Below are 23,824 nucleotides of genomic sequence, written 5' to 3'. Positions count from 1 at the left end.
CCGCCGGGTGGCCGACGCCCGCTCGTGGTGCCGCGAGTAGCATGCAGAGATGCCACCGGACAGGATGCGATCGACGGAGCTGCACGCGCCTGGCGGCTGGCCCGGCGACGCACGCTTCGGTCGTGGTCGACCCGCCTGGCGTCTCTGGGGGCCGGTCGTCGTCTCCCTCCTCGTCCAGTTCCCTGCGACGGCGCTGCTCGCGTTGCACGGGTCCCTGGCTGAGGGAGCGGGCGCCTCGGCATGGTCACGGATCGCCGCGGCCTGCTTCGCTGTGATCGGGCCCTTCGCCCTGCTCGCCGCGCGCCGACTTCCGGGCCAGACCGTCGCGGTCGTGGCCGTCCTCTCGAGTGCGTCGATGCTGACCGGCCCCATCTGGGGTCCGCCGGCGATCGCGCTCGCCTTCGCCGCCGGGTCCGGCATCATCCGCGGTGCCCGCCGCTGGACCTACCTGTCGCTCGGGATCGGGTGGGCCCTCCTGCTCGCCGGCGCCCTGGCAGGGGGCTGGGCGTTGTCGGGGTTCCGGATCGGACTGACGACGGTCCTCGTCGTCCTCGCGGTGCTGCTCGCGGAAGGCTTCCGTTCGCGTCGCGAGCGTCTCGCGCAGTACCGTCGGACCCAGGGCGAGCGCCGGGCGACCGCCGCCCAGCAGGAGCGCATGCGGATCGCGCGTGAACTGCACGACGTGATCGCGCACTCGCTCGCGCAGATCAACGTGCAGGCCGGCATGGGACTGCACCTGATGGACACGCAGCCGGAACGGGCCAGGGAGGCGCTGTCGAACATCAAGGTCGCGAGCAAATCGTCCCTCGACGAGGTGCGCGGCCTGCTCGACGTGCTGCGCACGGACCCGGAGACCGTCGGTGGAGCACCTGCTCCACGGCGTCCTGGCCCCGATCTGGCGGCCCTTCCCTCGCTCGTCGACTCGCTCAGGGACCAGGGCGTCGCGGCGAGCCTCACGACGGAGCTGACGACCACTCCCGGGGCGGCCGCCCAGCTCGCGCTCTACCGGATCGCGCAGGAGAGCGTGACGAACGTGCTCCGTCACGCGCGGGCCGGCCGCGTGTCGATCGACCTCTCGGAGATCGACGGGAGCTACCGGCTGACGGTGGCGGACGACGGCGTCGGCGCCCCTCCCGGCCCCGAGGAGCGGGGGAACGGCCTCCTCGGCATGACCGAACGCGCGGAGCTCCTCGGCGGCACGCTCGAGACGAGCGCGGTTCCGGGCGGCGGCTTCCGGGTGGACGCGACCATTCCCGCGCAGGCGGCATCATGATCCGGGTCGTGCTGGCCGACGATCAGGGGCTCATCCGCGGCGGATTCAGGGCGTTGCTCGAGGCCGAACCGGACATCACCGTGGTCGGTGAGGCGGCATCGGGTGCCGAAGCGCTGTCGGTCATCCGCCGGGAGCGTCCGGACGTCGCCCTCATGGACATCCGCATGCCGGACGGCGACGGACTGGAGGCGACCGAACGGATCGTCGCGGACCCGGGTCTCGCCGGCACCCGCATCATCGTCGTGACGACCTTCGAGTTGGACGAGTACGTCGCGCAGGCGATCCGGGCCGGGGCGAGCGGCTTCCTCGTGAAGGACACCGAACCCACCGAGCTCATCCGGGCCGTCCGAGTCGTCGCCGCCGGCGACGCACTGCTGTCGCCCGGGGTGACCAGACGCCTGCTGTCGCAGGTGGCCGGGTCCCTGCGAGAACCTGTGGACGAGCGGGCGCTCGACGCCCTGACCCCTCGCGAGCGGGAGGTGCTCGTGCAGGTGGGACGCGGACTCACGAACGAGGAGATCGGCGCGGAGCTGTTCCTCAGCCCGCTCACCGCGAAGACCCACGTCTCGCGCATCATGTCGAAGGTGCAGGCGCGCGATCGGGTGCAGCTCGTCGTGCTCGCCTACGAGAGCGGGCTCATCGCGCCCGGCGAGAGCTGAGCGGTGCTCCCCACGGAGTAGGGAGAAAGCGTCCGGCGGGCGGATTCGCGACGCGCAGGCCGGCGAGAGGCTGAGGGGGTCAGACAGACGACCGGCCCGGTCGTCGATCGAACGGAGTCCCCATGACCACCCTCATCGAATCAGGCGCAGCAGCGCTCCAATCCACCGCGGGCACCCTCGCCGCCCATCCAGGCTGGTACGGCGGCCCCGGCCCCCATGTCTGGCTCCTCCTCCTCATCCCCGTCTTCTGGATCCTCGTGATCGTCCTCGTCGTGTCGCTCGTCGGCCGACGGTGGCGCCGGCGCGCCTGGGCGGGTGCCGGCGCTCCTGGACAGGCCGGTGGGCCGTGGGCCTGGCGCGGAGACGCCGTGCGCGGGGCCGAGCAGACGCTCGCGGAGCGCTTCGCCCAGGGCGACATCGACGAGGTCGAGTACCGTGCGAGGCTCGAAGTGCTGCGCGCGAACCGTGAGGTGCCGCCGGGGCGCTGATCCGCGATACCACCCAGCAGCCTCCCAGACCACCGGGAGGCTGCTGGTCCGCGCGAGCGTAAGCTGTGGCATGTGGTAGCTATCAATCTGGGTCTTCCCTCGGTTCCCGAAACGCTCAGCCCGCGGCGCAAGTCCCGCCAGATCAAGGTGGGGAAGGTGCTCGTCGGTGGCGACGCGCCGGTGAGCGTCCAGTCGATGACGACGACGCAGACCACGAACATCAATGCGACGCTGCAGCAGATCGCGGAACTCACCGCGTCCGGCTGTGACATCGTCCGCGTGGCCGTCCCGACCCGCGACGATGCGGAGGTGCTGCCGATCATCGCGAAGAAGAGCCAGATCCCGGTCATCGCCGACATCCACTTCCAGCCCAACTACGTGTACGCGGCCATCGACGCCGGGTGCGCGGCCGTCCGAGTGAACCCCGGTAACATCCGGAAGTTCGACGACCAGGTCGGCGAGATCGCCCGGCGCGCGAAGGCGGCCGGTGTGTCGCTCCGGATCGGGGTGAACGCCGGCTCCCTCGATCCACGGCTGTTGCAGAAGTACGGCAAGGCCACCCCGGAGGCGCTCGTGGAGAGCGCTGTCTGGGAGGCGAGCCTCTTCGAGGAGCATGATTTCCACGACTTCAAGATCTCGGTCAAGCACAACGACCCGATCGTCATGGTGAAGGCCTACCGTCTGCTCGCGGAACGCGGCGACTGGCCCCTCCACCTCGGGGTGACCGAGGCGGGCCCCTCGTTCCAAGGCACGATCAAGAGCGCGACGGCATTCGGCATCCTGCTCTCGGAAGGCATCGGAGACACCATCCGGGTCTCCCTGTCGGCGCCTCCGGCCGAGGAGATCAAGGTGGGATTGCAGATCCTGCAATCGCTCAACCTCCGCGAACGCAAGCTGGAGATCGTGTCCTGCCCGAGCTGCGGCCGCGCCCAGGTCGACGTCTACAAGCTGGCGAACGACGTCACGGACGGACTGGAGGGCATGACCGTCCCGCTCCGCGTGGCCGTCATGGGCTGCGTCGTCAACGGGCCTGGCGAAGCACGCGAGGCCGACCTCGGCGTCGCGAGCGGCAACGGCAAGGGCCAGATCTTCGTCAAGGGCGAGGTCATCAAGACCGTTCCCGAGGCGGAGATCGTCGCGACGCTCATCGAAGAGGCGAATCGGATCGCCGCCTCGATGCCGGCGGACGACACGTCCACCGGCTCGCCGGTGGTCACCGTCGGTTCGAACTGACCGCGAGGCGCCGGCGACTCACCGCGCGGGTCGCTCCCTGGCGTGCGTCGGGACGCCGCCCGTGCCTGGTTCGACGGGCTCGAGTCGGCGTGAGGGGATGACCCGCCGGGCCGGAACCTGAGCACCGAGAGCTCTCCTCGCGAGGCGCCTGGCGAGCTGGAGCGGCGTGCCGACGACGAGCGCGACCGTGCCGAGCAGGCTCGTGTCGGCCCGTCCCAGGGCCCGCTTGCGCTCCCACCCGGTGCGCAGCAGCCCGCCACGGCTCCGACGCGCACGTGGACGGATGGCGAGCGTCCCGAGGTCGCGTGCAGCGAAGGCCTCCTCCGCACGCTCGATCCAGTCGTCCTCCTGCGCCGGGTGGAAGTAGTTCTGTTGCAGCCAGGCCGGGTCGGGATGACGGAACCGGGCCCGCATGAGCTCCTCGCGTGAGGCGAGCAGCCCGCTGCCCTCGAACACCGTGTTGATGAGGGCCGGATCGACGCCGAAATCGTCGAGCACGATGACGGGGACGCCGAGAGCGACGGCCTCGATCGCCGCAGTCGAGCTCACGGTCACGAGCCCGGCGGCGTGGCCGAGATGCACGGCCATGGAGCCGGTCGCGATCCGCAGATTCCGCGGGCCGCCGTCGCCGAACAGGACGTCGTACGGGTAGTGCTCGTGGTGGGTCTGCGGATCTCCCGCCAGAGCGCGGACCTTGATCACCACATCGAGGTGCTGGTGCCGCTTCGCCAGGGTGCGAAGCCAGGAGATGATCCGGAGCCGGTCACCCCGGTCGGCCGGAACCGTCGCCTGCGCGGCGAACACGATGCGGGTTCGCGGAGCCGCAGTCGTCGGACTCGGTGTGACATCCTCCCGCTGGGGTGCGAGGAAGGGCAGCGTCGCGAGGGCGAAGGCTGGTTCGATGCCGTTCGCCGTCGCCAGCTCCCGGTACGCGGCGACCTCGCGATGACTGTGCAGCACGAAGACGTCGGCCTGGGCTCGCAGGAAGACGCCCTTCCACTTCGCCGGGATCGAGATGCCGGGCAGCCCGGTGAGGAGGACCGGACGGTCGGTGCCGAGCGCGAGCAGCTCGGAGATGACCACCTCGGCCACCGGCCCTCTGGTCGACACGAACACGCCGTCGGGTCGCTCGGAGCGTACGAGGTCGACGAGCTGACGGAGCGACACCCGCGGCACGGTCCGGTCTTCGAAGGCCGTGTGGAGGAGTGCGATGTCCGCTTGGCGTTCGGTGGCCGACACGTCGGTCTCGATGAGGACGAGGTCGACATCCCAACCCTCCGCCCTGGAGAGCGTCGCGGCACCCCACTTGACGAAGGAGTCGGAGTCGACGACCCCGATCACCCGCCGCCGAACCCGCGGATCAGGCATCGACCCTGCGCAGCTTCGCGAGTGGCGCCAGTTCGCCCGGGAACACGCGCTTGACGCCGTCGCCCATCGCGGTCTCGATGATCCGGATGTCGCGGACGAGGTTGGAGAAGCCGTGCGGTTCGAGCGACGCGGCGTGATCGGAGCCCCACATGGCCCGGTCGAGCGTGATGTGACGCTCGACGAGTGATGCGCCGAGGGCGACGGCGGCGAGCGAGATCTGCAAGCCGGTCTCGTGCCCGGAGTACCCGATCGGGACGCCCGGGTACCGGTCGCCGAGGCTCTGGATCATCCTGAGGTTCGCCTCCTCGGGCGGCAGCGGGTAGGTCGACGTCGCATGCAGGATCGCGAGCGGTGAGCCGCCCAGGATCGCGACGGCGCGATCGATCTGCTCGAGCGTGGACATGCCGGTCGAGAGGATGATGGGCTTGCCGGTGCCCGCGAGGCGGGTGAGGAGCCCCGCATCGGTCACCGAGGCGGATGCGACCTTGTGCGCGGTGACCCCGAGGTCCTCGAGGAAGTCCACGGAGGGCTCGTCCCACGGGGAGGCGAACCAGCTGAGGCCGCGGAGCGTGGCGTGGTCGCCGATCTCGATGTACTGCTCTCGGTCGAACTCGACGCGGTAGCGGTACTCGAGGTAGGTCATCTCGCCCCACGGCGTCTGGCGCGGGACGTCGCGCATGTGCGAGGGCGTCGATATCTCCGGCGTGCGCTTCTGGAACTTGACGGCCTGGGCGCCTGCATCGGCAGCGACGTCGATGAGTCGCTTCGCGAGCTCCACATCTCCGTTGTGGTTGAGACCGATCTCCGCGATCACGTAGGCGGGCGCACCACCGCCGACGGGTGTGCCGCCGATGTGGAGTGGGGACGCCTGCTGCTCGGTCGAGTCCTGGTGGATGCTCATGGTCGTGCTCCGTTCGGTCGATGCTGGGGGGTCTGGGGGTGCGCTTCCCGGGCGGCGAGCACGAGGTCTGCGAGTTCGCGGACCGCACCGTCGCCACCGCGACGCGCGAGGACGAGTCGCGCCGACGCCTTCGCGCGTGGGTGGGCGTCGGCGGTCACGACGGGCCAACCGGCGATGTCGAGTGCCGGCAGGTCGTTGACGTCGTTCCCGAGGTAGGCGACGCGTTCCAGCGAAACGCCGGCCGAGGCGGCCCATTCGCGCAGCGCCGCGGCTTTGTCGTCCGCACCGTAGACGACGTCGACACCGAGTTTCGCGGCGCGGGCGGCGACGATCGGTACGCGCTCGGTCGACAGGATGAGGACGGGGATGCCTGCCTCCCGCAGGAGGCGCACGCCGAGACCGTCGCCACGGTGGACGCTGACCCGCTCCACGCCGTCGGCATCGATGATCGCGCGGTCGTCGGTGTGCACGCCGTCGAAGTCGGTGACGACCGCGTCGACGTCGAGGTCGTCCTCCGGGCGTTCGGAGGGTGCCGGGATGCCGAGCTGCCGTTCGGCCAGGGCGGCGATGGCCTCGGCGACGAGCAGGTCCTCCGGCTCGTCGATGTCGAGCGCGGCGAAGGAACGGGTGATCGCCGGGGAGATCCGTCCGAAGAACCGGTGCCGGGCGTCGAGGAATCCCTCGGTGTCGAACACGTAGAAGGAGCCGGTCTCGCGGTACTGCGGCGCACGGTCCTGTCGGCGGGGCCGTTCGCGGTGGTCATGACCGAGTCCCCGCGCACCCTTCGGCTTGTCGGTCCAGAGGAAGCCGTGGTCGAGCACCGCCGCGAACACGGCGTCGGCGCGGTGGGCCGACACCGTGGCGATCGCGTCGTCGAGCGCCTGGACGTCGAGGAACGGTGAGGTCGCCTGGGCGAAGACCGTGACCGGTGTCAGCTCACCGCGCTGCCCGAGCACCCCGAGGGCGTGCAGGAGGGCAGCCTCGGACGAGGTGCTGTCCTCCGCCAGCTCCGCCGGACGCTCGATGACCTCCGCGCCCGCGGCGAGTGCGGCGGCGGCGAGGTCGGGATGGTCGGTGGTCACGACGACACGCGAGACACCCCGTGCGCGGAGGAGGCCCTCGATCGAGCGGGTGATGAGGCTGGTACCGCGGACCGTTCGGAGGTTCTTCCGGTGGATCCCCTTCGAGCCGCCGCGGACCGGGACGATCGCCGTCGCGCCCTCGATCCCGGCGCGCCGCTCCTGCGCTGCATCAGTCATCGATCCACGGTAGGAAGCGCCGGTGACGCGGAGGGGGACGCGGGTGGAACGGCGGGGGACGCCCCGGTGTCCATTCGGTGGCCGGTGCGCTCGCCGTGTCCGGGTGGGCACGTAGACTGTTCGGACCGCGGAGGGCCGCCGAGCGCTCCAGCGCCACACGGTCGTCCGACCGGAGCACCGCATCGCCAGGGGAGACCAATCACCGTGACGCTCAGCACACCGATCGCGCCCGCCGAACTCCAGCGGGCCCGCAGCATCCTCACCGACATCGTCGGCGCCTACGATGCCAAGGTGGTCGGTCAGCAGGGCCTTCGCACCACCCTGCTCGCCGCGTTGATCTCCGGTGGGCACGTCCTCCTCGAAAGCGTCCCCGGGCTGGCGAAGACGACTGCAGCCGAGTCGATCGCACAGGCGGTCAACGCCTCGTTCAAGCGCATCCAGTGCACGCCCGACCTGTTGCCGAGCGACATCATCGGCACCCAGATCTACGATGCGCGCACCGGCGGGTTCGAGACGCAGCTCGGGCCGGTGCACGCGAACTTCGTGCTGCTCGACGAGGTGAACCGTTCCAGCGCGAAGACGCAGAGCGCGATGCTCGAGGCGATGCAGGAGCGACAGACCTCCATCGGCGGAGTCCACTACGCCCTGCCGAAGCCGTTCTTCGTGCTCGCGACGCAGAACCCGATCGAGCAGGAGGGCACCTACCATCTGCCGGAGGCACAGCTCGACCGCTTCCTGGTGAAAGAGGTGCTCGACTACCCGACGATCGGCGAAGAGGCCGAGATCGTGCGCCGCGTGAACTCCGGCCTGTACGACGCCGAGACGACGCAACCCGGTGTGAGCGTCGAGGACGTCCTCTTCCTCCAGTCGCTCGCGAAGCGCGTGTATCTCGACGCCTCGATCCTCAACTACATCGTGCAGACCGTGTACGTCACGAGGCATGCCCACGACTACCTGCCACCGAAGCTCGCGAGCTACATCGACTACGGTGCGAGCCCGAGGGCGAGCATCGCCTTCAGCACGGTCGCGAGGGCGCTCGCGATCCTCGCCGGCCGCGACCACGTCATCCCGGAGGACGTGAAGGGGTACCGGCACCAGGTGCTGCGCCACCGCATCATCCTGAACTTCGAGGCGGCCGCCGACGACGTCTCGCCTGAGACCATCATCGACGCCGTCTTCGGTGCCGTGCAGGCACCGTAGTCCGATGTCGACACCGCTGCTCCACCGGGTGAAGTCGAAACTCTTCATCCATGCCCACCGTCGCGTTCGGGGGATGCTCGACGGTGAGTACCGTTCGGTGTTCCAGGGCAGGAGCCTCGACTTCGACGACCTGCGCGAGTACGCGCCGGGCGACGAGATCAAGGACATCGACTGGAAGGCGACCGCGCGGCACGGCTCACCGCTCATCAAGCGCTACATCGCGAACCGCAAACACCAGGTGCTGTTCGCCGTCGATACGGGGCGCGATCTCGCGGCGCTCGCGGCTGGAGGGACGTCGAAGCGCGAGGTCGCGCTCCTCGCCGTGGGCGTGCTCGGCTACCTCGCGATCCGCCACGGTGACCTCGTCGGCCTCGTCGCGGGCGACACCGCCTCGCCGGAGCTGGTGCGCCCCGCCGGCACCGAGTCGGCGCTCGAACGACTGCTCCAGCACATCGACCGCCGTGTCTCGCTCGAGGCGCCGCAGAGCGACCTGGACGAGCTCCTCGGTTTCGTCGCGCGGTCGGTGAAACAGCGCTGTCTGCTCGTGATCGTCTCCGACGACGAGGAGTTCACGCCGCAGCGTCTGGCGATCCTGCGTCGCCTCCATGTGCAGCACGAGGTGCTGTGGATCTCGATCGGCGATGCCGACCTGATGCGCGCGGAGTACACGGATCGCTCGATGTTCGACGTCGACGGCGAGCGGTCGCTCCCGTCGTTCGTCCGCGCCGACGACGCCCTGCGGCGCGAGTTCGTGGCCTCCGTCGCCGATGCGACGGCCCGGCACCTCGACCAGCTCGAGGCGCTCGGCATCAGTGGGCAGCGGATCACCGGTACCGAGGACGTCGTCCCCGGGCTCTTCCATCTCCTCGAGGCACATCAGCATGCCCGGCGATAACGGCTACTACGCGCCTGTCCAGTACGCGATCCTCTGGCCGGTGATCGGCCTCGTCCTCATCGCGCTCGTGATCGGCTGGTACGTGTGGATGCTCGGCCACGTCCGGCGTCGTGCGCGCGGGACGGCACCACGGCCTGTCCCGCCGCCGTCCCCGGCGGTGCTGCGCGACCGCTACCTCGGGTTGATCGGCGAGATCGAGCAGGAGCATGAGAACGGGACGCTCAGCACGCGTCGTGCGCATCAGCGTCTCGGTGGCATCCTGCGCATGTACGCGCACGAGTCGAACGGTGTCCGCGCCCAGGTCATGACGCTCGCCGACCTCGACCGCGCAGGTCTCGTCCCGCTGACCCGTGCCGTGTCCGCCTACTATCCCGTCGAGTTCCGCGAGGCCGAGACGGGGAGCGTACCGGAAGCGGCCGCGCTCGCCCGTCAGGTGGTGACGACATGGAACTGATCCACTGGTGGATGCCCGTCGTCTGGGTCCTCGTCATCGCCGCGGTCGTCGTCGCAGTCGTCCTCGTCGCCCGTCGACGTCGTCGCAGGAACACCGCGGAGGCGGCGTTGTGGGTCGCGCACTCCGAGCGCCTGACCGGATTGCCCGGGTACCGTCGGGCGCTCTCGCGCTACCGCCGACTCGTCATCGCGACGATCGCAGCGCTCAGCGTGCTGGTGCTCGCCGGTATGGCGCTCGGCTCGCGCGTCGTCAGTACGACGGTCTTCCAACCAGAGCTCCGGAACCGGGACATCGTGCTGTGTCTCGACGTCTCCGGCTCCATGACCGAATACGACGCGGCGCTCGTCGGCGTCTTCGAATCGCTCGTGCAGCGGTTCGACGGGGAACGGATCGCGCTCGTCCTCTTCAACGCCTCGGCCACCACCTACTTCCCGCTCACGAGCGACTACGACTTCGTGACCGCGCAGCTCGACCATCTCGTCGACGACCTCACCTCGCCGGACAGCGACTACGAGTACTGGAACGGCACAGACCTCGGCAACGGCTCCTCGCTCATCGGCGACGGCCTCGGCTCCTGCGTCATGCGTTTCGACCAGGTCGGCGAGGAGCGCTCGAGGTCGATCGTGCTCGCCACCGACAACTACGTCGCCGGCGAACCGATCCTCACCCTGCGAGAGGCGGGGGACTACGCGAGTGCCCAGGACGTCACCGTGTACGGCATCAACCCAGGCGACGTGACGAGCAAGGACTACCTCGACGACCTCGCCGCCGAGATGGACGAGGTCGTGACCTCGACGGGTGGCCAGTACTACGCGCTCGCCGATCCGGGAGCCGTCGCCGGGATCGTCCAGCAGATCACCGCGGAGCAGACGAAGACCTTGAAGGGCGCGAAACAGCTCGTCCAGGTCGATGAGCCGTTCGTCTTCGTGCTCGCAGGCTTCGGCGCCCTGGCCGCGCTCATGCTGCTCGCCTGGAGGTTGCGCCGATGACCGTCAACCCCGTCCTCCCCGTGTGGGCGCTCATCGTGTTCGGTGTCGTCCTCGGCGGCTTCGCGATCTGGCAGTTCCTCGCGGGCCCGCGACGAGCGGGTGCCTGGCACTGGCTGGCCCGACTGCTCATGGTCGTGCTCCTCATCGTGATCGCTCTTCGCCCGACCATCCCCGGCAATCATCGGCCCCCGGCGGCGATGGGTGACCTGGACGTCTACTTCGTGGTCGACACGACGAGCTCGATGGCAGCTGAGGACTGGCCGGACGACGAGGCCACCGGAACGGACGAGAACGGAGCACCGGCGCCCGCGACGAGGCTCGACGGCGCGAAGGCCGACATCACGGGCATCGCCGACCGGCTCGCCGGTGCCCGGTACGCGCTCGTCAGCTTCGACGCCGTCGCCGTGCAACGGATGCCGCTCACGACCGATGCGACCGCCCTCCGCTCCGCGACCGAGGCGATGACCCAGGAGATCACCACCTACTCCCGCGGCAGCAGCATCGACGCGCCAGTCGACTTCCTCACGACCATGCTGACCCAGGCCGAGGAGCAGGAGCCCGGTCGCAACCGGATCCTGTTCTACCTGGGCGACGGCGAACAGACGAGCGGCCAGCAGCCCGGCTCGTTCGAGGGCATCGCCCCACTCATCCGCGGTGGAGGGGTGTTGGGCTACGGCACCGAGACCGGCGGGACGATGCGGGAGTTCTCCGGGTACCAGGACGGCAGCGTCCGGTACATCCAGGACTACTCGACCGGGGAGCCCGCAGTGTCCCGGCTCGACCCGGGAGCTCTCGAGACGATCGCGGCCCAACTCGGTGTCGACGCCGAGATCCGAACACCCGGAGCCTCACTCGACGCGGTGCTCGACGGGATCAGCGTGGCTGGGGTGCGGGTGCAGGACGAGGTGGACATCCGCCGCACCGATGAGCTGTACTGGGTGTTCGCCCTCGCACTCGGTGCCGTGCTCCTCACGGAGATCCCCGGAATCGTCGGCGCACTCGGCGAGCTGCGTCGGACGAGAGGGGGCAGGTCGTGACACTCTTCGACGACCGTCTCCGGGAACAGGAGACCTCGGCCCCCGAGCCTCGAACCCCACCGCCGTCCGAGCCGAGCCGGGCACCGCTGACGGAGGCGGAGACCAGGCGTCTGCGACGTCGGCTCTTCTGGTGGTCGCTTCCGCTCGTCCTGGTGGCGCTCACGATCGGGGTGAAGTTCGTCAGCCTGCCCGTCGTCGCCCAAGCGTCGATCGCCGGGTACCGCGCCGAGGATTACTCGGGCTCCCAATTGAGTGCGGCGCACCTGCTCACCGCGAACGCCGTCGAGCCGTGGATCGCGTGGTTCGATCGCGGCACGGCGTCTGCGGCCGGGCAGGACTGGGTGCAGGGGACGGACGACCTCGGGAAGGCGCTCGAGCTCGCGCCGTCCGAGGAGACGGCGTGCCTGGTCCGGGTGAACCTCGCGCGGGCGTACGAGACCCAGGCCGACGAGTACGTCAAGGGCCGGTTCTTCCAGGGCGCGATCAACCTGTACGACACCGCGAAGCGGATCGTCGACGAGGGGGCGAGCTGTTTCGAGGGTGAGTCCCAGGACGAGAGCGAAGACCAGCAGGACCAGCAGGACCAGGGTGATCAAGGTGACCAGGGTGACCAAGGTGACCAAGGGAACCAGGGCGACCAGGGCGATCAAGGTGATCAAGGGAACCAGGGTGACCAGGGGCAGCAGCCCGACGCGATCGACCCCAAACAGACGCCGGGAGAGAACCTCAAGGACACCGGCGACCGCATCGACCGCAAGCGCCAGGATGCGACGGACCAGCGAGACAGTGCAGCCGGCGGCCAAGGACAGGACCAGCAGGAGGGTGACGGCACAGGGTCCGACGGCGAGTCGAGCGGTTCGAGCGGTACCGGTGACCGGGGGATCGACGGCAAGGTCGATAAGCTGAAGGACGCCGGTCAGGACGCCCAACAGGACAAGTCGACCGAGGACGCGAAGAACCGCGGTCGCAACAACGACAACGGCAACTTCGCCGAGCGGCCCTGGTAGTGCTCCGGTCGTCCGCGAATCGGGACCGCCGCACGGACTAGCATGGACGGGTGGTTACGCGCCTTTCGAACTTCTTCCTCCGTACGCTCCGTGAAGACCCCTCCGATGCGGAGGTGACGAGTCACCGCCTGCTGGTGCGGGCGGGATATATCCGACGCCAGGCGCCGGGTGTCTTCGCCTGGCTCCCGCTCGGTCTCCGGGTCAAGAACAAGATCGAGACGATCGTCCGCGAGGAGATGGCGAACGCCGGGGCGTTCGAAGTCCACTTCCCGGCGCTGCTGCCGCGGGAGCCCTACGAGGTCACCGGTCGGTGGGAGGAGTACGGCGACGCGTTGTTCCGCCTGCAGGACCGCAAGGGTGCCGACTACCTCCTGGCCCCGACGCATGAAGAGGTCTTCACGCTCCTCGTCAAGGACCTGTACTCCTCGTACAAGGACCTCCCGCTCTCGATCTACCAGATCCAGGACAAGTACCGCGACGAGGCACGTCCGCGGGCCGGCCTGCTTCGTGGCCGTGAGTTCACGATGAAGGACGCCTACTCCTTCGACGTGACGGACGCCGGACTCGACGTGAGCTACCAGGCGCAGCGTGATGCCTACGAGCGCATCTTCACGCGCCTCGGGCTCGAGTACGTCATCGTCCAGGCGGATGCCGGAGCGATGGGCGGCTCGCGCAGCGAGGAGTTCCTGCACCCGACCGCGGTCGGCGAGGACACCTTCGTCCGCTCGGCCGGCGGGTACGCCGCCAACGTCGAGGCCTACACCACCGAGGTCCCCGCGGCGCTGCCGATCGACGGGCTCGCTCCCGCGACCGTCTTCGACTCACCGAACACCCCGACCATCGCGACGCTCGTCGACCTCGCCAACGAGCGCCACCCGCGTGACGACGGCCGCGCGTGGACGGCGGCCGACACCCTGAAGAACGTCGTCCTGGCGCTGACCCACCTCGACGGCTCCCGCGAGCTCGTCGTGATCGGGCTGCCGGGGGATCGCGACGTGGACCTCAAGCGTGTCGAGGTCGCGTTCGCGCCGGCCGAGATCGAGGCAGCCACCGACGCCGACTTCGCGAAGCACCCCGGCCTCGTCAAGGGCTACATCGGTCCGTGGTCGCCGCAGGGGCCGATCCTCGGCGACGAGTCCGCGACTGGCATCCGATACCTGCTCGACCCGCGCGTCGTCGACGGCACCGAGTGGATCACCGGGGCGAACGTCGACCAGCAGCACGTCTTCGGTCTCGTCGCTGGCCGCGACTTCCAGGGCGACGCGTTCGTCGAGGCGGCGGAGGTCCGTGCTGGCGACCCGGCTCCTGACGGCTCCGGCCCGGTCGAACTCGCCAGGGGCATGGAGATCGGCCACGTCTTCCAGCTCGGCCGCAAGTACGCCGACGCCCTCGGCCTCAAGGTGCTCGACGAGAACGGGAAGCTCGTCACCGTCACGATGGGCTCCTACGGCATCGGCATCACGCGCATCCTCGCGATCATCGCCGAGCTGAACAACGACGACCGCGGCCTCATCTGGCCGAAGGCGGTCGCTCCGTTCGACGTCCACGTCGTGGCTGCCGGCCGCGACGCAGCCGTCTTCGAGATCGCCGAGTCGCTCGTGTCAACGCTTGAAGCCTCCGGCAAGGACGTCCTCTACGACGACCGCACCGGCAAGGTGTCGCCCGGCGTCAAGTTCGGCGACGCCGAACTCATCGGTGTGCCGACCGTGGTCGTCGTCGGCCGTGATGCAGCCGAGGGGTTCGTCGAGGTCTGGGACCGCGCAGCGGGCACGAAGGACCGAGTGGCCATCGCCGACCTCTCCCTGTAGTTCCCACGAGCGCGCAGGAGCCGGTGTCATCCCTCGCGGATGGTGTCGGCTACTGCGCGTTCGTGCTCAGACGGTAGCCGGCGCCGCGGACCGTGGCGATCGCGGACTTGCCGATCTTGTTGCGCAGGTAGCGGACGTACACGTCGACGACGTTCGAGCCGGGGTCGAAGTCGTACCCCCAGACCCGGCTGAGGAGCTCCTCGCGACTGAGCACCTGGTCTGGGTGGCGGAAGAACTCCTCGGCGAGGGCGAACTCCCGGGTCGACAGCTCGACCGCCACGCCGTCCACGAGCACGCGACGCTCGCGGAGCTCGAGCTCCAGATCGCCGACGACGAGCCGCTCCTGGGCGGGAACGCCAGCAGCGGCCCCCTGTTCGGCGAGACGGCGTCTGATCCGCGCGAGGAGTTCGTCGAAGCGGAAGGGCTTCGACATGTAGTCGTTCGCACCGCCGTCGAGTCCCGCAACGAGGTCTCGGGCGGAGTCGCGTGCCGTCAGGATGATCACCGGGAGCTCGCTGCCATCGTCCCGCAGGCGGCGGAGGACCTCGAAACCGTCGATGCCCGGCAGGCCGATGTCGAGCACGAGGAGGTCGAAGTCGCCGCTCTCGGCGAGTTCGACGACGCGACTGCCGTCGACCGTGACGTCGGCCGTGTGCCCGGCGGCACGCAGCCCCTTGCTGACGAACGCGGAGATCCGCGTCTCGTCCTCAGCGACCAGGATGCGGCTCATGTGTCGTCTCCACGCGGTGCGCGGCTCGCGGAGGAGTCGACCAGATCGGGGAAGTCGTCCTCACGGACGGGCGTGACGGACTCGGGTTGGGCGCGCTCCTGCTCGGTGATCGCCCTGGCCGCGGCGTCTTGTGCTTCACGCAGGGCGATCGCCTGTGCCATCGCGTTCCGGGGGATGGCCGCGGTCTCGTCCGGGTCGAGGTCGAGCGCTGACGCTGCACCCTCGATGGCGAGGTCGTCCTCGTCCGCGTCCTCCTCGGCCACGGCGAGCGGCAGCTTGATACTGAACACGCTGCCGGTGCCGACGGTGTCCTCCATCTCCGCCCAGCCGCCGTGGGCCGCCGCGATCGCCTGGACGATGGAGAGTCCGAGGCCGGAACCCGCGACGCCGCGTCCGCTGCTCACGCGGGTGAACCGGTCGAAGATGCGTTCGCGCAACGCCTCGGGCACGCCGGGGCCCTCGTCGGACACCGAGAGGACGAGCGCCTGGTCGTCGTCCTCCTCGAATCGACTCGAGATGAGGATCGTCGACCCCGCCGGTGAATATTTCGCCGCGTTGTCGGCGAGCTGCAGCCATGCCTGAGCGAGCCTGCCCTCGTCGACGTCCGCCGTGAGTTCCGCCAGGCCCCCGAGGAGCCAGGTGTGACCAGGGGAGATGGCGGCGGCCTTGTCGCGCACCGTCGCGGTGAGGGCGGCGATGTCGACGCTCTCGCGGTCGAGTGTCGAGGCGAGACCGGCTGTGGAGAGTTCGGTGATGTCCGCGACGAGTGAGCTCATCCGGTCGAGTTCGTCGAGCGCGAGGTCGCGGGTGGCGGCGACTTCGACGGGATCGGCTGGGTCGAGGAGTTCGAGATGGCCGCGCACGATCGTGATCGGTGTCTTCAGCTCGTGGCCCACGTCGTCGAGCAGCTGCCGCTGGCTCGTGAAGGCGTCGTCCAGACGGTCGAGCATGCCGTTGACCGTGTCGGTGAGCTCCGACACGTCGTCGCGACCGACGACCGGGATGCGTTCGTCGAGGTCGGACTCGGTGATCCGGGCAGCGGCGTCGCGGAGCAAGCGGATCGGGTGGAGGAGGCCTCCGGCCAGCTGCCAACCGACCAGGCCGAGCAGCAGGAGACAGATGACCGCCACCACGATCTCCACCGCGAGCACACCGCGCGACCCGGCGAGGGCCGCGTGGACGTCGGTGGCGATGACGACATGACCGACCTCAGGGTCTCCGGTGACCTGCACGGGGATGATCGCGTACCGGACGGTGCGCTCGCCGGTGGCCTCGCCGGTGACGACGCTTCCTGCAGCCTCAGCGGTGACGGTGTCCATGAGGGTCCGGTCGTCGTCGAGACGGAACGCCGACGGCGCCGAGGGCGCTACCGTCGAGCCGTCCGCGTGGAGCCCGATCGCGGTCTCATCGTCAGCGAAGATCCAGCGACGCAGGACCGCGTCGACCGCTTCGTCGCTCGACGCCGGCGCGTCCGCCGTGTCGCCGGAGCCGACGACCATGAAGTCGATGAGTTCGGCGCTGTGCGCGAGCCGGTCATCGATGGTCGCGAGGGTCTGCTGCCGACCCAGGGTGTACGTTGCGACACCGACGAGGGTCATGGCGAGCGTCGTGGCGAGCAGGATCGCCACGAGGATCCGCACCCTCGTGCTCCGCAGGACGTTCCGAAGCTCGCCGAAGACCATTGGGCCATCATGTCATCCGCTCCTGACCGGGTCGAGTCGGTACGCCCGATGGTGGGGAACCTCGGGCGGTTCCCAGCTGAGTGGATGACGGAGCCCGTGGCATCCGGTACCGTAGACGGACGGGTTCGGCAGCACCGCAGCGGCGTGCCCGTCGGGCCGCTGCACGTTTCTGCCGCGGCACCATCAGTTGAATAGAGGAGGCATCGATGGACATCGATCTCGGGTTGTTGAAGTCGATCGAGCGCGAGAAGGAGATCCCCTTCGAGGAGCTCGTCGGAATCATCGAGCAGGCCATCCTGAGCGCCTACCTGAAGAGCACCGAGGGTGCCGAGACCGCCGGCCGTGGCGAGACGCCTCCCGCGCGCGTGCAGCTCGACCGCAAGACCGGTCACGTCGGCGTGTTCGTCCCGGAGTTCGACGACGAGGACGTCCTCATCGGGGAGGCCGAGAGCACCCCGGACGACTTCGGTCGAATCGCCGCGTTCGCCGCCAAGCAGGTCATCTTCCAGCGCCTCCGCGACATCCAGGACGATGCGGTGCTCGGTGAGTTCAAGGGCCGTGAAGGCGACATCATCGCCGGTGTCATCCAGCAGGGCCCGAACCCGCGGATGATCCACGTCGACCTCGGTACGATCGAGGCGATCCTGCCCCCGGAGGAGCAGGTCGCCGGCGAGGAGTACCCGCACGGTGCGCGCATCCGCGTCTACGTCACGAGCGTCACGAAGGGCCTGAAGGGTCCGCAGATCACCGTCTCGCGCACCCACCCCGCGCTCGTCCGCAAGCTGTTCGCGCTCGAGGTGCCCGAGATCGCCTCAGGCGTCGTGGAGATCGTCTCGCTCGCCCGCGAGGCCGGCCACCGCACGAAGATCGCGGTCAAGGCGAACGACCCGAGCATTAACGCGAAGGGTGCCTGCATCGGTGAGCTCGGTCGTCGGGTCCGTGCGGTCACCGATGAACTCGGCGCCGAGAAGATCGACATCGTCGACTACTCGCCCGACCTGCCGACGTTCGTCGCGAACGCCCTGTCACCGGCGAAGGTCACGAGCGCGTACGTCATCGACCAGTCGCTCAAGGCCGTTCGCGCCCTCGTCCCGGATTACCAGCTGTCGCTGGCGATCGGCAAGGAGGGTCAGAACGCCCGTCTCGCCGCGAAGCTCACGGGTGCGAAGATCGACATCCAGCCGGATTCGATCCTCGAAGCGGACTAATCCGGATGGAACCGGTCCGGACCTGCGTCGGCTGCCGCCGTCGCGAGCCGCGGTCCGCACTGCTGCGGGTGGTCGCCGGTGACGAGGAGCTCGTCGCCGACACCGCTGCGCGACTGCCTGGGAGAGGCGCCTGGGTGCACCCCGTCACGAAGTGCGTCGAGCAGGCGGTGCAGCGTCGCGCGTTCACGCGCGCGCTGCGCTTGTCGGGCGGTCTCGACGCCTCAGCGCTCCTCGCGGCGGTGACGGCTGCCGAACAGGCGACGACGACGGTGGCCGACTGAGCAGTATCCGTCGGAGAGCGCCTGTGACGGTGGAGGCCGTACCCAGGTGTGGGGTGTACGATGGTGACTGCACGCGAGAGCGCTTCGGCGATCGACGTGCTTCCCATTGCAGGTACCAGGCCCGGATCCCGGGCTGGAATCCTGCTGCCGCGCCACCCGGTGCGGCATTCCGAGAGAACAGGCTGAACGGCTAATGGACAACTCATGAGCGGCTCGAAATGAGCACCGTCCACCACTAACGCTTGCCCCTGCCTGGGTGCAAGCTCAGACAGGAGAATTGTGGCTGCAAAACCACGCGTACACGAGATCGCATCCGAACTCGGAGTAGACAGCAAGATCGCCATGGCGAAGCTCAAAGAACTCGGCGAGTTCGTCAAGGGCCCGTCGTCGAGCATCGAACCCCCGGTGGCCCGCAAGCTGCGCGCCGCCCTCGAGGCCGAAGGCGCGAAGGCGTCTCCCGCCCCCGCTGCTCCGGCAGCACGCCCCGCCACCCCCGGCGCGCCGACCCCCGGACCGGCTGCCCCGAAGGCTCCGGCTCCTGCGGCTCCGGCTCCGAAGGCCGCTGCGGCTCCCGCCGCGCCCGCCGCCAAGCAGGCTGCCCCCGGCCCGAAGGCCCCTGCGGCTCCCGCAGCTCCGGCCCCGAAGTCGGAGGCTCCTGCCGCCGCTGCACCCGCAGCGCCGGCCCCTGCTGCAGGTGACGCTTCCTCGGGTGACGCCGCCAAGCCCGGCGGACCCCGCCCCGGCGCCCCGCGCCCCGGCAACAACCCCTTCGCCTCGTCGCAGGGCATGGGACAGCGTCCGACCGGTACGCCGCGTCCGGGCAACAACCCCTTCGCTGCTGCACAGGGCATGGGCCAGCGCCCGAACCCCAGCAACATCCCCCGCCCGCAGGCTCCTCGCCCCGGCTCGCCCCGCCCGGGCGTCGGCCAGGGCCAGCGCCCCGGCGGTCCCGGTCGTCCGGGCGGCGCAGGCCGTCCCGGCGGCGGTGGCGGCTTCCGTCCCGGCGGTGCCGGTGCCGGCGGTGGCTTCCGTCCCGGAGGCGCACCCGGTGGCGCCCCGGCCGGTGGCTTCGCAGGTCGCCCCGGTGGCGGTGGCGGTCGCGGTCGTGGACCCGGCGGTGGTACCGCGGGTGCCTTCGGTCGCGGTGGCGGCAAGAGCAAGGCCCGCAAGTCGAAGCGGACGAAGAGGGCTGAATTCGAGCTGCGGGAAGCTCCGTCGCTCGGCGGCGTGAGCGTTCCCCGCGGCGACGGCAACACGATCATCCGACTGCGTCGTGGCGCGTCCATCTCGGACTTCGCGGACAAGATCGACGCGAGCCCCGGCAACCTCGTCACCGTGCTGTTCCACCTCGGTGAGATGGCGACGGCGACCGAGTCGCTCGACGAGGCCACGTTCGACGTGCTCGGTTCCGAGCTCGGCTACAAGATCCAGATGGTCTCGCCCGAGGACGAGGACCGGGAGCTCCTCGAGGGCTTCGACATCGACCTCGACCAGGAGCTGGAGGACGAGTCCGACGAGGACCTCGCCATCCGTCCTCCCGTGGTCACCGTCATGGGTCACGTCGACCACGGTAAGACCCGCCTCCTCGACGCCATCCGCAACGCGAACGTCGTGGCCGGTGAGGCTGGCGGCATCACGCAGCACATCGGTGCGTACCAGGTCGTCGCCGAGCACGAGGGCGTCGAGCGCCCGATCACCTTCATCGACACCCCGGGTCACGAGGCGTTCACCGCCATGCGAGCCCGTGGTGCCCAGGTCACCGACATCGCGATCCTCGTGGTCGCGGCCGACGACGGCATCATGCCGCAGACGGTGGAGGCGTTGAACCACGCGCAGGCGGCCAACGTGCCGATCGTCGTCGCGGTCAACAAGGTGGACAAGCCCGACGCCAACCCGGCCAAGGTGCGCCAGCAGCTGACCGAGTACGGCCTCGTCGCCGAGGAGTACGGCGGCGACGTCATGTTCGTCGACGTGTCCGCCCGTGCCGGCACCGGCATCAAGGACCTCCTCGACGCCGTGCTGCTCACCGCAGACGCAGGTCTCGACCTGCGTGCGAACCCGAACAAGGACGCCCGAGGTGTGGCCATCGAGGCCAAGCTCGACAAGGGCCGCGGTTCCGTCGCGACCGTCCTCATCCAGTCGGGTACGCTGCGCGTCGGCGACGCGATCGTCGCCGGTACCGCGTACGGCCGCGTCCGCGCCATGGTCGACGAGAACGGCGACACCGTGTCCGAGGCGGGTCCGTCCCGTCCCGTCCAGGTGCAGGGTCTCTCGAGCGTTCCCCGTGCAGGCGACACCTTCCTCGTCACCGAGGAGGACCGCACCGCGCGTCAGATCGCCGAGAAGCGCGAAGCCGCGGAGCGCAACGCCGCTCTGGCCAAGGCCCGCAAGCGCATCTCGCTCGAGGACTTCACCCGTGCACTCGAAGAGGGCAAGGTCGAGTCGCTCAACCTCATCATCAAGGGTGACGTCTCCGGTGCCGTCGAGGCACTCGAGGAGTCGCTGCTCAAGATCGACGTCGACGACAGCGTCCAGCTCCGCATCATCCACCGCGGTGTCGGTGCGGTCACGGAGTCCGACGTCAACCTCGCCACGATCGACAACGCGATCATCATCGGGTTCAACGTGCGCCCCGACCCGAAGGCCCGCGAACGCGCGGCGCGCGAAGGTGTGGACGTCCGCTTCTACTCGGTCATCTACAACGCACTCGAGGACGTCGAGCAGAGCCTCACCGGCATGCTCAAGCCCGAGTACGAAGAGGTGCAGTCCGGTGTGGCCGAGATCCGCGAGGTGTTCCGTTCCTCCAAGTTCGGCAACATCGCGGGTGTCATCGTCCGCTCCGGCACGATCACGAGGAACGCCAAGGCGCGGGTCATCCGCGACGGCGTCGTGGTCGGCGACGGCCTGGCGATCGAGTCGCTGCGTCGCTTCAAGGACGACGTCACCGAGGTCCGTACGGACTTCGAGGCTGGTATCGGCCTCGGGAAGTTCAACGACATCCAGATCGGCGACGAGATCGAGACGATCGAAATGAAGGAGAAGCCGCGCGGCTAGTCCGCCCGGCCGATCCCCGTCGCCCTCCACTCGGAGGGCGGCGGGGATTCCTGCTTGACTTGAGTGCAACACCCGCCGGGCGCCCGTAGCCCGGCGGTCATCAGAGGAGGACGAGATGGCAGAGAACCCCAGGGCCCGCAAGCTGGCGGACCGGATCAAGGAAGTCATCGCGAAGCGGCTCGACAAGGGCATCCGTGACCCCCGTCTCGGTTTCGTGACGATCACGGACGTCCAGGTGACGGGCGACCTCCAGCACGCGAACGTGTTCTACACGGTGTACGGCACCGACGAGGAGCGAGCGGACACCTCCGCTGCCCTGGTGTCGGCGAAGGGGCTCCTGCGAGCCGAGATCGGCCGCAACATCAACACGCGCCTGACGCCGAGCCTCGACTTCTTCCTCGACGCGATCCCCGAGAATGCGCAGCACATCGAGGATCTGCTCCGAGAGGCGAAGAACCGTGACACCGAGGTCGCCGGCCTCGCAGCCGGTGCCACCTACGCGGGCGACGAGGACCCCTACGTGAAGCCGCGCGAGTCCGACGACGAGGTCTAGTCCGAGGAACGCGCTCCGACAGGCTCAGGGACCGGTGATCCGGTCCCTGAGCCTGTTCGTCTTCTCGGCAGACCGGACCCGAACGGGCTGGTGCGCGAGTGCGCCGGGTCGCCGAGCCTGTCGAGCGGTGCTCAGTCGTGGGGGAGGGCGTAGCCGCCGTCGATGCGGACCGCGAGGCGATCGGACAGGAGCCCGGAGAGGGCTCGTTCGAACTGTTCCTCCTCGGGCCAGAGCGCGCTGAGCTCCGCGTGCCCGAGCGCGTGGTGCGCCGACCGCAGCTCGGCCATGATGATGCCGCGGACCTGGCGGTCGCTTCCGGCGAACTGCTTCTGCTTCGCCTTCACCGGACCGTCGTAGGCGGGGTATCCCGCTGCACGCCAGGCACAGAGCGCGCTCAGCGGACAGTCGTCGCATCGTGGTGCCCGCGCGGTGCAGACGATCGCTCCGATCTCCATCATCCCGGCGTTGAACGTCGCGGTCTCGGCGAGGTCCTCGGGCAGAAGCGCGTTCATCGCAGGCAGGTCGACCTTCGCGTTGGGAGGGCCGGGCTCGGCCTGGCCGTCGACCGCCCGGGCGATCACGCGTCGGATGTTCGTGTCGACCACCGGGTGCCGGTGGCCGTAGGCGAAGACGGCGACCGCGCGGGCCGTGTAGTCGCCGATGCCGGTGAGCGCGAGCAGCGCGTCGACGTCCTCCGGCACGACGCCTCCGTGGCGGTCGGTGATCTGCGTCGCCGCCGCGTGCAGCCACAGTGCGCGGCGCGGGTAGCCGAGGCGGCCCCACGCCCGGACGGCCTCCGCCGGAGGCTCCGCGGCGAGGGCGGCCGGTGTCGGCCAGCGGGTGAGCCACTCCTCGAGCCGCGGCACGACGCGGTTGACCTGGGTCTGCTGCAGCATGAACTCCGAGACGAGCGTGCCCCACGCCGGGAAGCCCGGTTTCCGCCACGGCAGGTCGCGGGCGTGCACTCGAAACCACTCGTTGACGAGCGGTGCGAGGTGTTCGGGAGCGGAAGGCACCGGTCCAGCCTACGATCCATACGGGTAGGCTCGGCGCCATGAAGCTCGTCACCACGCCACGCATCGAACTGCTGCGGCAGTTGCGCGACCAGTTCCAGCGCGACTACCCGCGTGGGCGGACGATGCTCGCGGTCGACGGCGCGAGCGGGTCAGGCACGGCGGCGTTCGCCGACGGCCTCGCAGAGGTGTACGGCGAGGCCGGGCGTGCGGTGTTCCGTGCCTCGATGGACGACTTCCACCGTCCGAGGGAGGAACGGTACGCCCGAGGCCGTGACTCGGCGGAAGGGTACTGGCTCGACTCCTTCGACGACTCGCTGTTCCGACGGGTGCTCATCGAACCGTTCCGTCTGGCCGGCAGTGCGGGCTTCCAGCTCGTCGGCTTCGACGAGGCACGCGACGTCGGTGCGCAACTGCGCTGGACGACTGCGCCGCAGGACGCCGTGCTCATCGTCGACGGCGTGTTCCTCAACCGTCCGGAACTCCGCGGCCTGTGGCACGGCTCCGTGTGGCTCGAGGTCCCCGTGGCGACGGCCTATGAGCGGTTGCACGCCACCCTCGGCGTCGACGCCGATCCGTCGGCGCCGTCCAACGCCCGTTACGTCGGCGGCCAGGCGCTGTACCGGAAAGACGACGACCCTGCCGCGCGTGCCAGCGTCATCGTCGACAACACCGATGAGGCGCACCCGAGGCGCGTGTTCGCCGACTTCTGCTGACGCACGAGCCGGCATC

At 69.5% G+C, this 23,824-nt stretch carries 22 protein-coding genes; 16 read left to right on the top strand and 6 right to left on the bottom strand.

The window, feature by feature from the left end; all coding sequences use genetic code 11:
* Window positions 1-49 precede the first annotated feature (49 nt).
* The 4 genes from KXS11_RS13745 (at window position 50) to ispG (ending at window position 3,653) form a co-directional block, all read left to right on the top strand.
* Window positions 50-1,273 (top strand): sensor histidine kinase, encoded by a 1,224-nt coding sequence (locus KXS11_RS13745; protein ID WP_437386170.1) that lies wholly within the window; start codon window positions 50-52, stop codon window positions 1,271-1,273.
* Entirely contained in the window at window positions 1,270-1,932 is a 663-nt protein-coding gene (locus KXS11_RS13740; RefSeq protein WP_437386169.1) for a response regulator, read from the top strand. Before KXS11_RS13745 ends, KXS11_RS13740 begins: the two co-directional genes overlap by 4 nt.
* Before the next feature lie 122 nt (window positions 1,933-2,054).
* Window positions 2,055-2,420, top strand: a complete 366-nt coding sequence (locus KXS11_RS13735) for a hypothetical protein (RefSeq protein ID WP_437386168.1) — start codon at window positions 2,055-2,057, stop codon at window positions 2,418-2,420.
* A gap of 72 nt (window positions 2,421-2,492) precedes the next feature.
* Window positions 2,493-3,653 (top strand): flavodoxin-dependent (E)-4-hydroxy-3-methylbut-2-enyl-diphosphate synthase, encoded by a 1,161-nt coding sequence (gene ispG / locus KXS11_RS13730; protein WP_437386167.1) that lies wholly within the window; start codon window positions 2,493-2,495, stop codon window positions 3,651-3,653.
* A gap of 18 nt (window positions 3,654-3,671) precedes the next feature.
* Here ispG and KXS11_RS13725 read toward each other — a convergent pair whose 3' ends face one another.
* Genes KXS11_RS13725 through KXS11_RS13715 form a run of 3 tightly spaced genes read right to left on the bottom strand, consistent with a single transcriptional unit; the run spans window position 3,672 to window position 7,181 of the window.
* Window positions 3,672-5,021 (bottom strand): DUF6716 putative glycosyltransferase, encoded by a 1,350-nt coding sequence (locus KXS11_RS13725; RefSeq protein WP_437386166.1) that lies wholly within the window; start codon window positions 5,019-5,021, stop codon window positions 3,672-3,674.
* The gene (locus tag KXS11_RS13720; protein ID WP_437386165.1) at window positions 5,014-5,922 is read right to left on the bottom strand and encodes an N-acetylneuraminate synthase family protein; all 909 of its coding nucleotides are present in this window, start codon (window positions 5,920-5,922) and stop codon (window positions 5,014-5,016) included. Before KXS11_RS13720 ends, KXS11_RS13725 begins: the two co-directional genes overlap by 8 nt.
* Window positions 5,919-7,181: a cytidylyltransferase domain-containing protein gene (locus KXS11_RS13715; RefSeq protein ID WP_437386164.1), complete on the bottom strand. Its 1,263-nt coding sequence runs from the start codon at window positions 7,179-7,181 to the stop codon at window positions 5,919-5,921. Before KXS11_RS13715 ends, KXS11_RS13720 begins: the two co-directional genes overlap by 4 nt.
* 198 nt (window positions 7,182-7,379) lie before the next feature.
* Here KXS11_RS13715 and KXS11_RS13710 point away from each other — a divergent pair, with 198 nt between their 5' ends.
* Genes KXS11_RS13710 through KXS11_RS13680 form a run of 7 tightly spaced genes read left to right on the top strand, consistent with a single transcriptional unit; the run spans window position 7,380 to window position 14,571 of the window.
* Window positions 7,380-8,381 carry an AAA family ATPase gene (locus KXS11_RS13710; protein WP_437386508.1) on the top strand — a complete coding sequence of 334 codons (1,002 nt, stop codon included), beginning with the start codon at window positions 7,380-7,382 and terminating at the stop codon, window positions 8,379-8,381.
* A 4-nt stretch (window positions 8,382-8,385) separates the two neighbouring features.
* Window positions 8,386-9,276 carry a DUF58 domain-containing protein gene (locus KXS11_RS13705; RefSeq protein ID WP_437386163.1) on the top strand — a complete coding sequence of 297 codons (891 nt, stop codon included), beginning with the start codon at window positions 8,386-8,388 and terminating at the stop codon, window positions 9,274-9,276.
* Window positions 9,263-9,730 (top strand): hypothetical protein, encoded by a 468-nt coding sequence (locus KXS11_RS13700; protein ID WP_437386161.1) that lies wholly within the window; start codon window positions 9,263-9,265, stop codon window positions 9,728-9,730. Before KXS11_RS13705 ends, KXS11_RS13700 begins: the two co-directional genes overlap by 14 nt.
* Window positions 9,721-10,719, top strand: coding sequence for a vWA domain-containing protein (locus tag KXS11_RS13695; protein ID WP_437386160.1), 999 nt, complete (start codon window positions 9,721-9,723; stop codon window positions 10,717-10,719). Before KXS11_RS13700 ends, KXS11_RS13695 begins: the two co-directional genes overlap by 10 nt.
* Window positions 10,716-11,756, top strand: coding sequence for a VWA domain-containing protein (locus KXS11_RS13690; RefSeq protein WP_437386159.1), 1,041 nt, complete (start codon window positions 10,716-10,718; stop codon window positions 11,754-11,756). The genes KXS11_RS13695 and KXS11_RS13690 overlap by 4 nt, the downstream gene beginning before the upstream one ends.
* On the top strand, window positions 11,753-12,763 hold the full coding sequence (locus KXS11_RS13685; protein ID WP_437386158.1) for a hypothetical protein: 1,011 nt from the start codon (window positions 11,753-11,755) through the stop codon (window positions 12,761-12,763). The genes KXS11_RS13690 and KXS11_RS13685 overlap by 4 nt, the downstream gene beginning before the upstream one ends.
* A gap of 50 nt (window positions 12,764-12,813) precedes the next feature.
* Window positions 12,814-14,571: a proline--tRNA ligase gene (locus KXS11_RS13680; RefSeq protein WP_437386157.1), complete on the top strand. Its 1,758-nt coding sequence runs from the start codon at window positions 12,814-12,816 to the stop codon at window positions 14,569-14,571.
* Between the two features lie 49 nt (window positions 14,572-14,620).
* Here KXS11_RS13680 and KXS11_RS13675 read toward each other — a convergent pair whose 3' ends face one another.
* Both KXS11_RS13675 and KXS11_RS13670 read right to left on the bottom strand, forming a co-directional pair.
* Entirely contained in the window at window positions 14,621-15,301 is a 681-nt protein-coding gene (locus KXS11_RS13675) for a response regulator transcription factor (protein WP_437386156.1), read from the bottom strand.
* Window positions 15,298-16,983 (bottom strand): ATP-binding protein, encoded by a 1,686-nt coding sequence (locus KXS11_RS13670; RefSeq protein WP_437386155.1) that lies wholly within the window; start codon window positions 16,981-16,983, stop codon window positions 15,298-15,300. The genes KXS11_RS13675 and KXS11_RS13670 overlap by 4 nt, the downstream gene beginning before the upstream one ends.
* 206 nt (window positions 16,984-17,189) lie before the next feature.
* Here KXS11_RS13670 and nusA point away from each other — a divergent pair, with 206 nt between their 5' ends.
* The 4 genes from nusA to rbfA all read left to right on the top strand — a co-directional run bounded on the left by nusA (window position 17,190) and on the right by rbfA (window position 22,079).
* Window positions 17,190-18,191 (top strand): transcription termination factor NusA, encoded by a 1,002-nt coding sequence (nusA, locus tag KXS11_RS13665; RefSeq protein ID WP_437386154.1) that lies wholly within the window; start codon window positions 17,190-17,192, stop codon window positions 18,189-18,191.
* Between the two features lie 5 nt (window positions 18,192-18,196).
* Window positions 18,197-18,472, top strand: coding sequence for a YlxR family protein (locus KXS11_RS13660; RefSeq protein WP_437386153.1), 276 nt, complete (start codon window positions 18,197-18,199; stop codon window positions 18,470-18,472).
* A 279-nt stretch (window positions 18,473-18,751) separates the two neighbouring features.
* A complete protein-coding gene (gene infB / locus KXS11_RS13655) occupies window positions 18,752-21,526 on the top strand; it encodes a translation initiation factor IF-2 (RefSeq protein ID WP_437386152.1) in 2,775 nt (924 codons plus the stop codon).
* A 115-nt stretch (window positions 21,527-21,641) separates the two neighbouring features.
* Window positions 21,642-22,079, top strand: a complete 438-nt coding sequence (gene rbfA, locus KXS11_RS13650; protein ID WP_437386151.1) for a 30S ribosome-binding factor RbfA — start codon at window positions 21,642-21,644, stop codon at window positions 22,077-22,079.
* A 131-nt stretch (window positions 22,080-22,210) separates the two neighbouring features.
* Here rbfA and KXS11_RS13645 read toward each other — a convergent pair whose 3' ends face one another.
* Window positions 22,211-23,095 carry an A/G-specific adenine glycosylase gene (locus KXS11_RS13645; protein WP_437386150.1) on the bottom strand — a complete coding sequence of 295 codons (885 nt, stop codon included), beginning with the start codon at window positions 23,093-23,095 and terminating at the stop codon, window positions 22,211-22,213.
* 38 nt (window positions 23,096-23,133) lie between these two features.
* Between KXS11_RS13645 and KXS11_RS13640 the strand changes: the two genes are divergently transcribed.
* Complete coding sequence (locus KXS11_RS13640) at window positions 23,134-23,808, top strand: uridine kinase (RefSeq protein WP_437386149.1); 675 nt, start codon at window positions 23,134-23,136, stop codon at window positions 23,806-23,808.
* Window positions 23,809-23,824: the final 16 nt, after the last annotated feature.

Source organism: Plantibacter flavus, assembly GCF_051487245.1.
Classification (GTDB): Bacteria; Actinomycetota; Actinomycetes; order Actinomycetales; family Microbacteriaceae; genus Plantibacter; species Plantibacter flavus_B.
The sequence above is the reverse complement of the archived record's forward strand: the minus strand, read 5'-3'. Positions and strand labels throughout refer to the sequence as shown.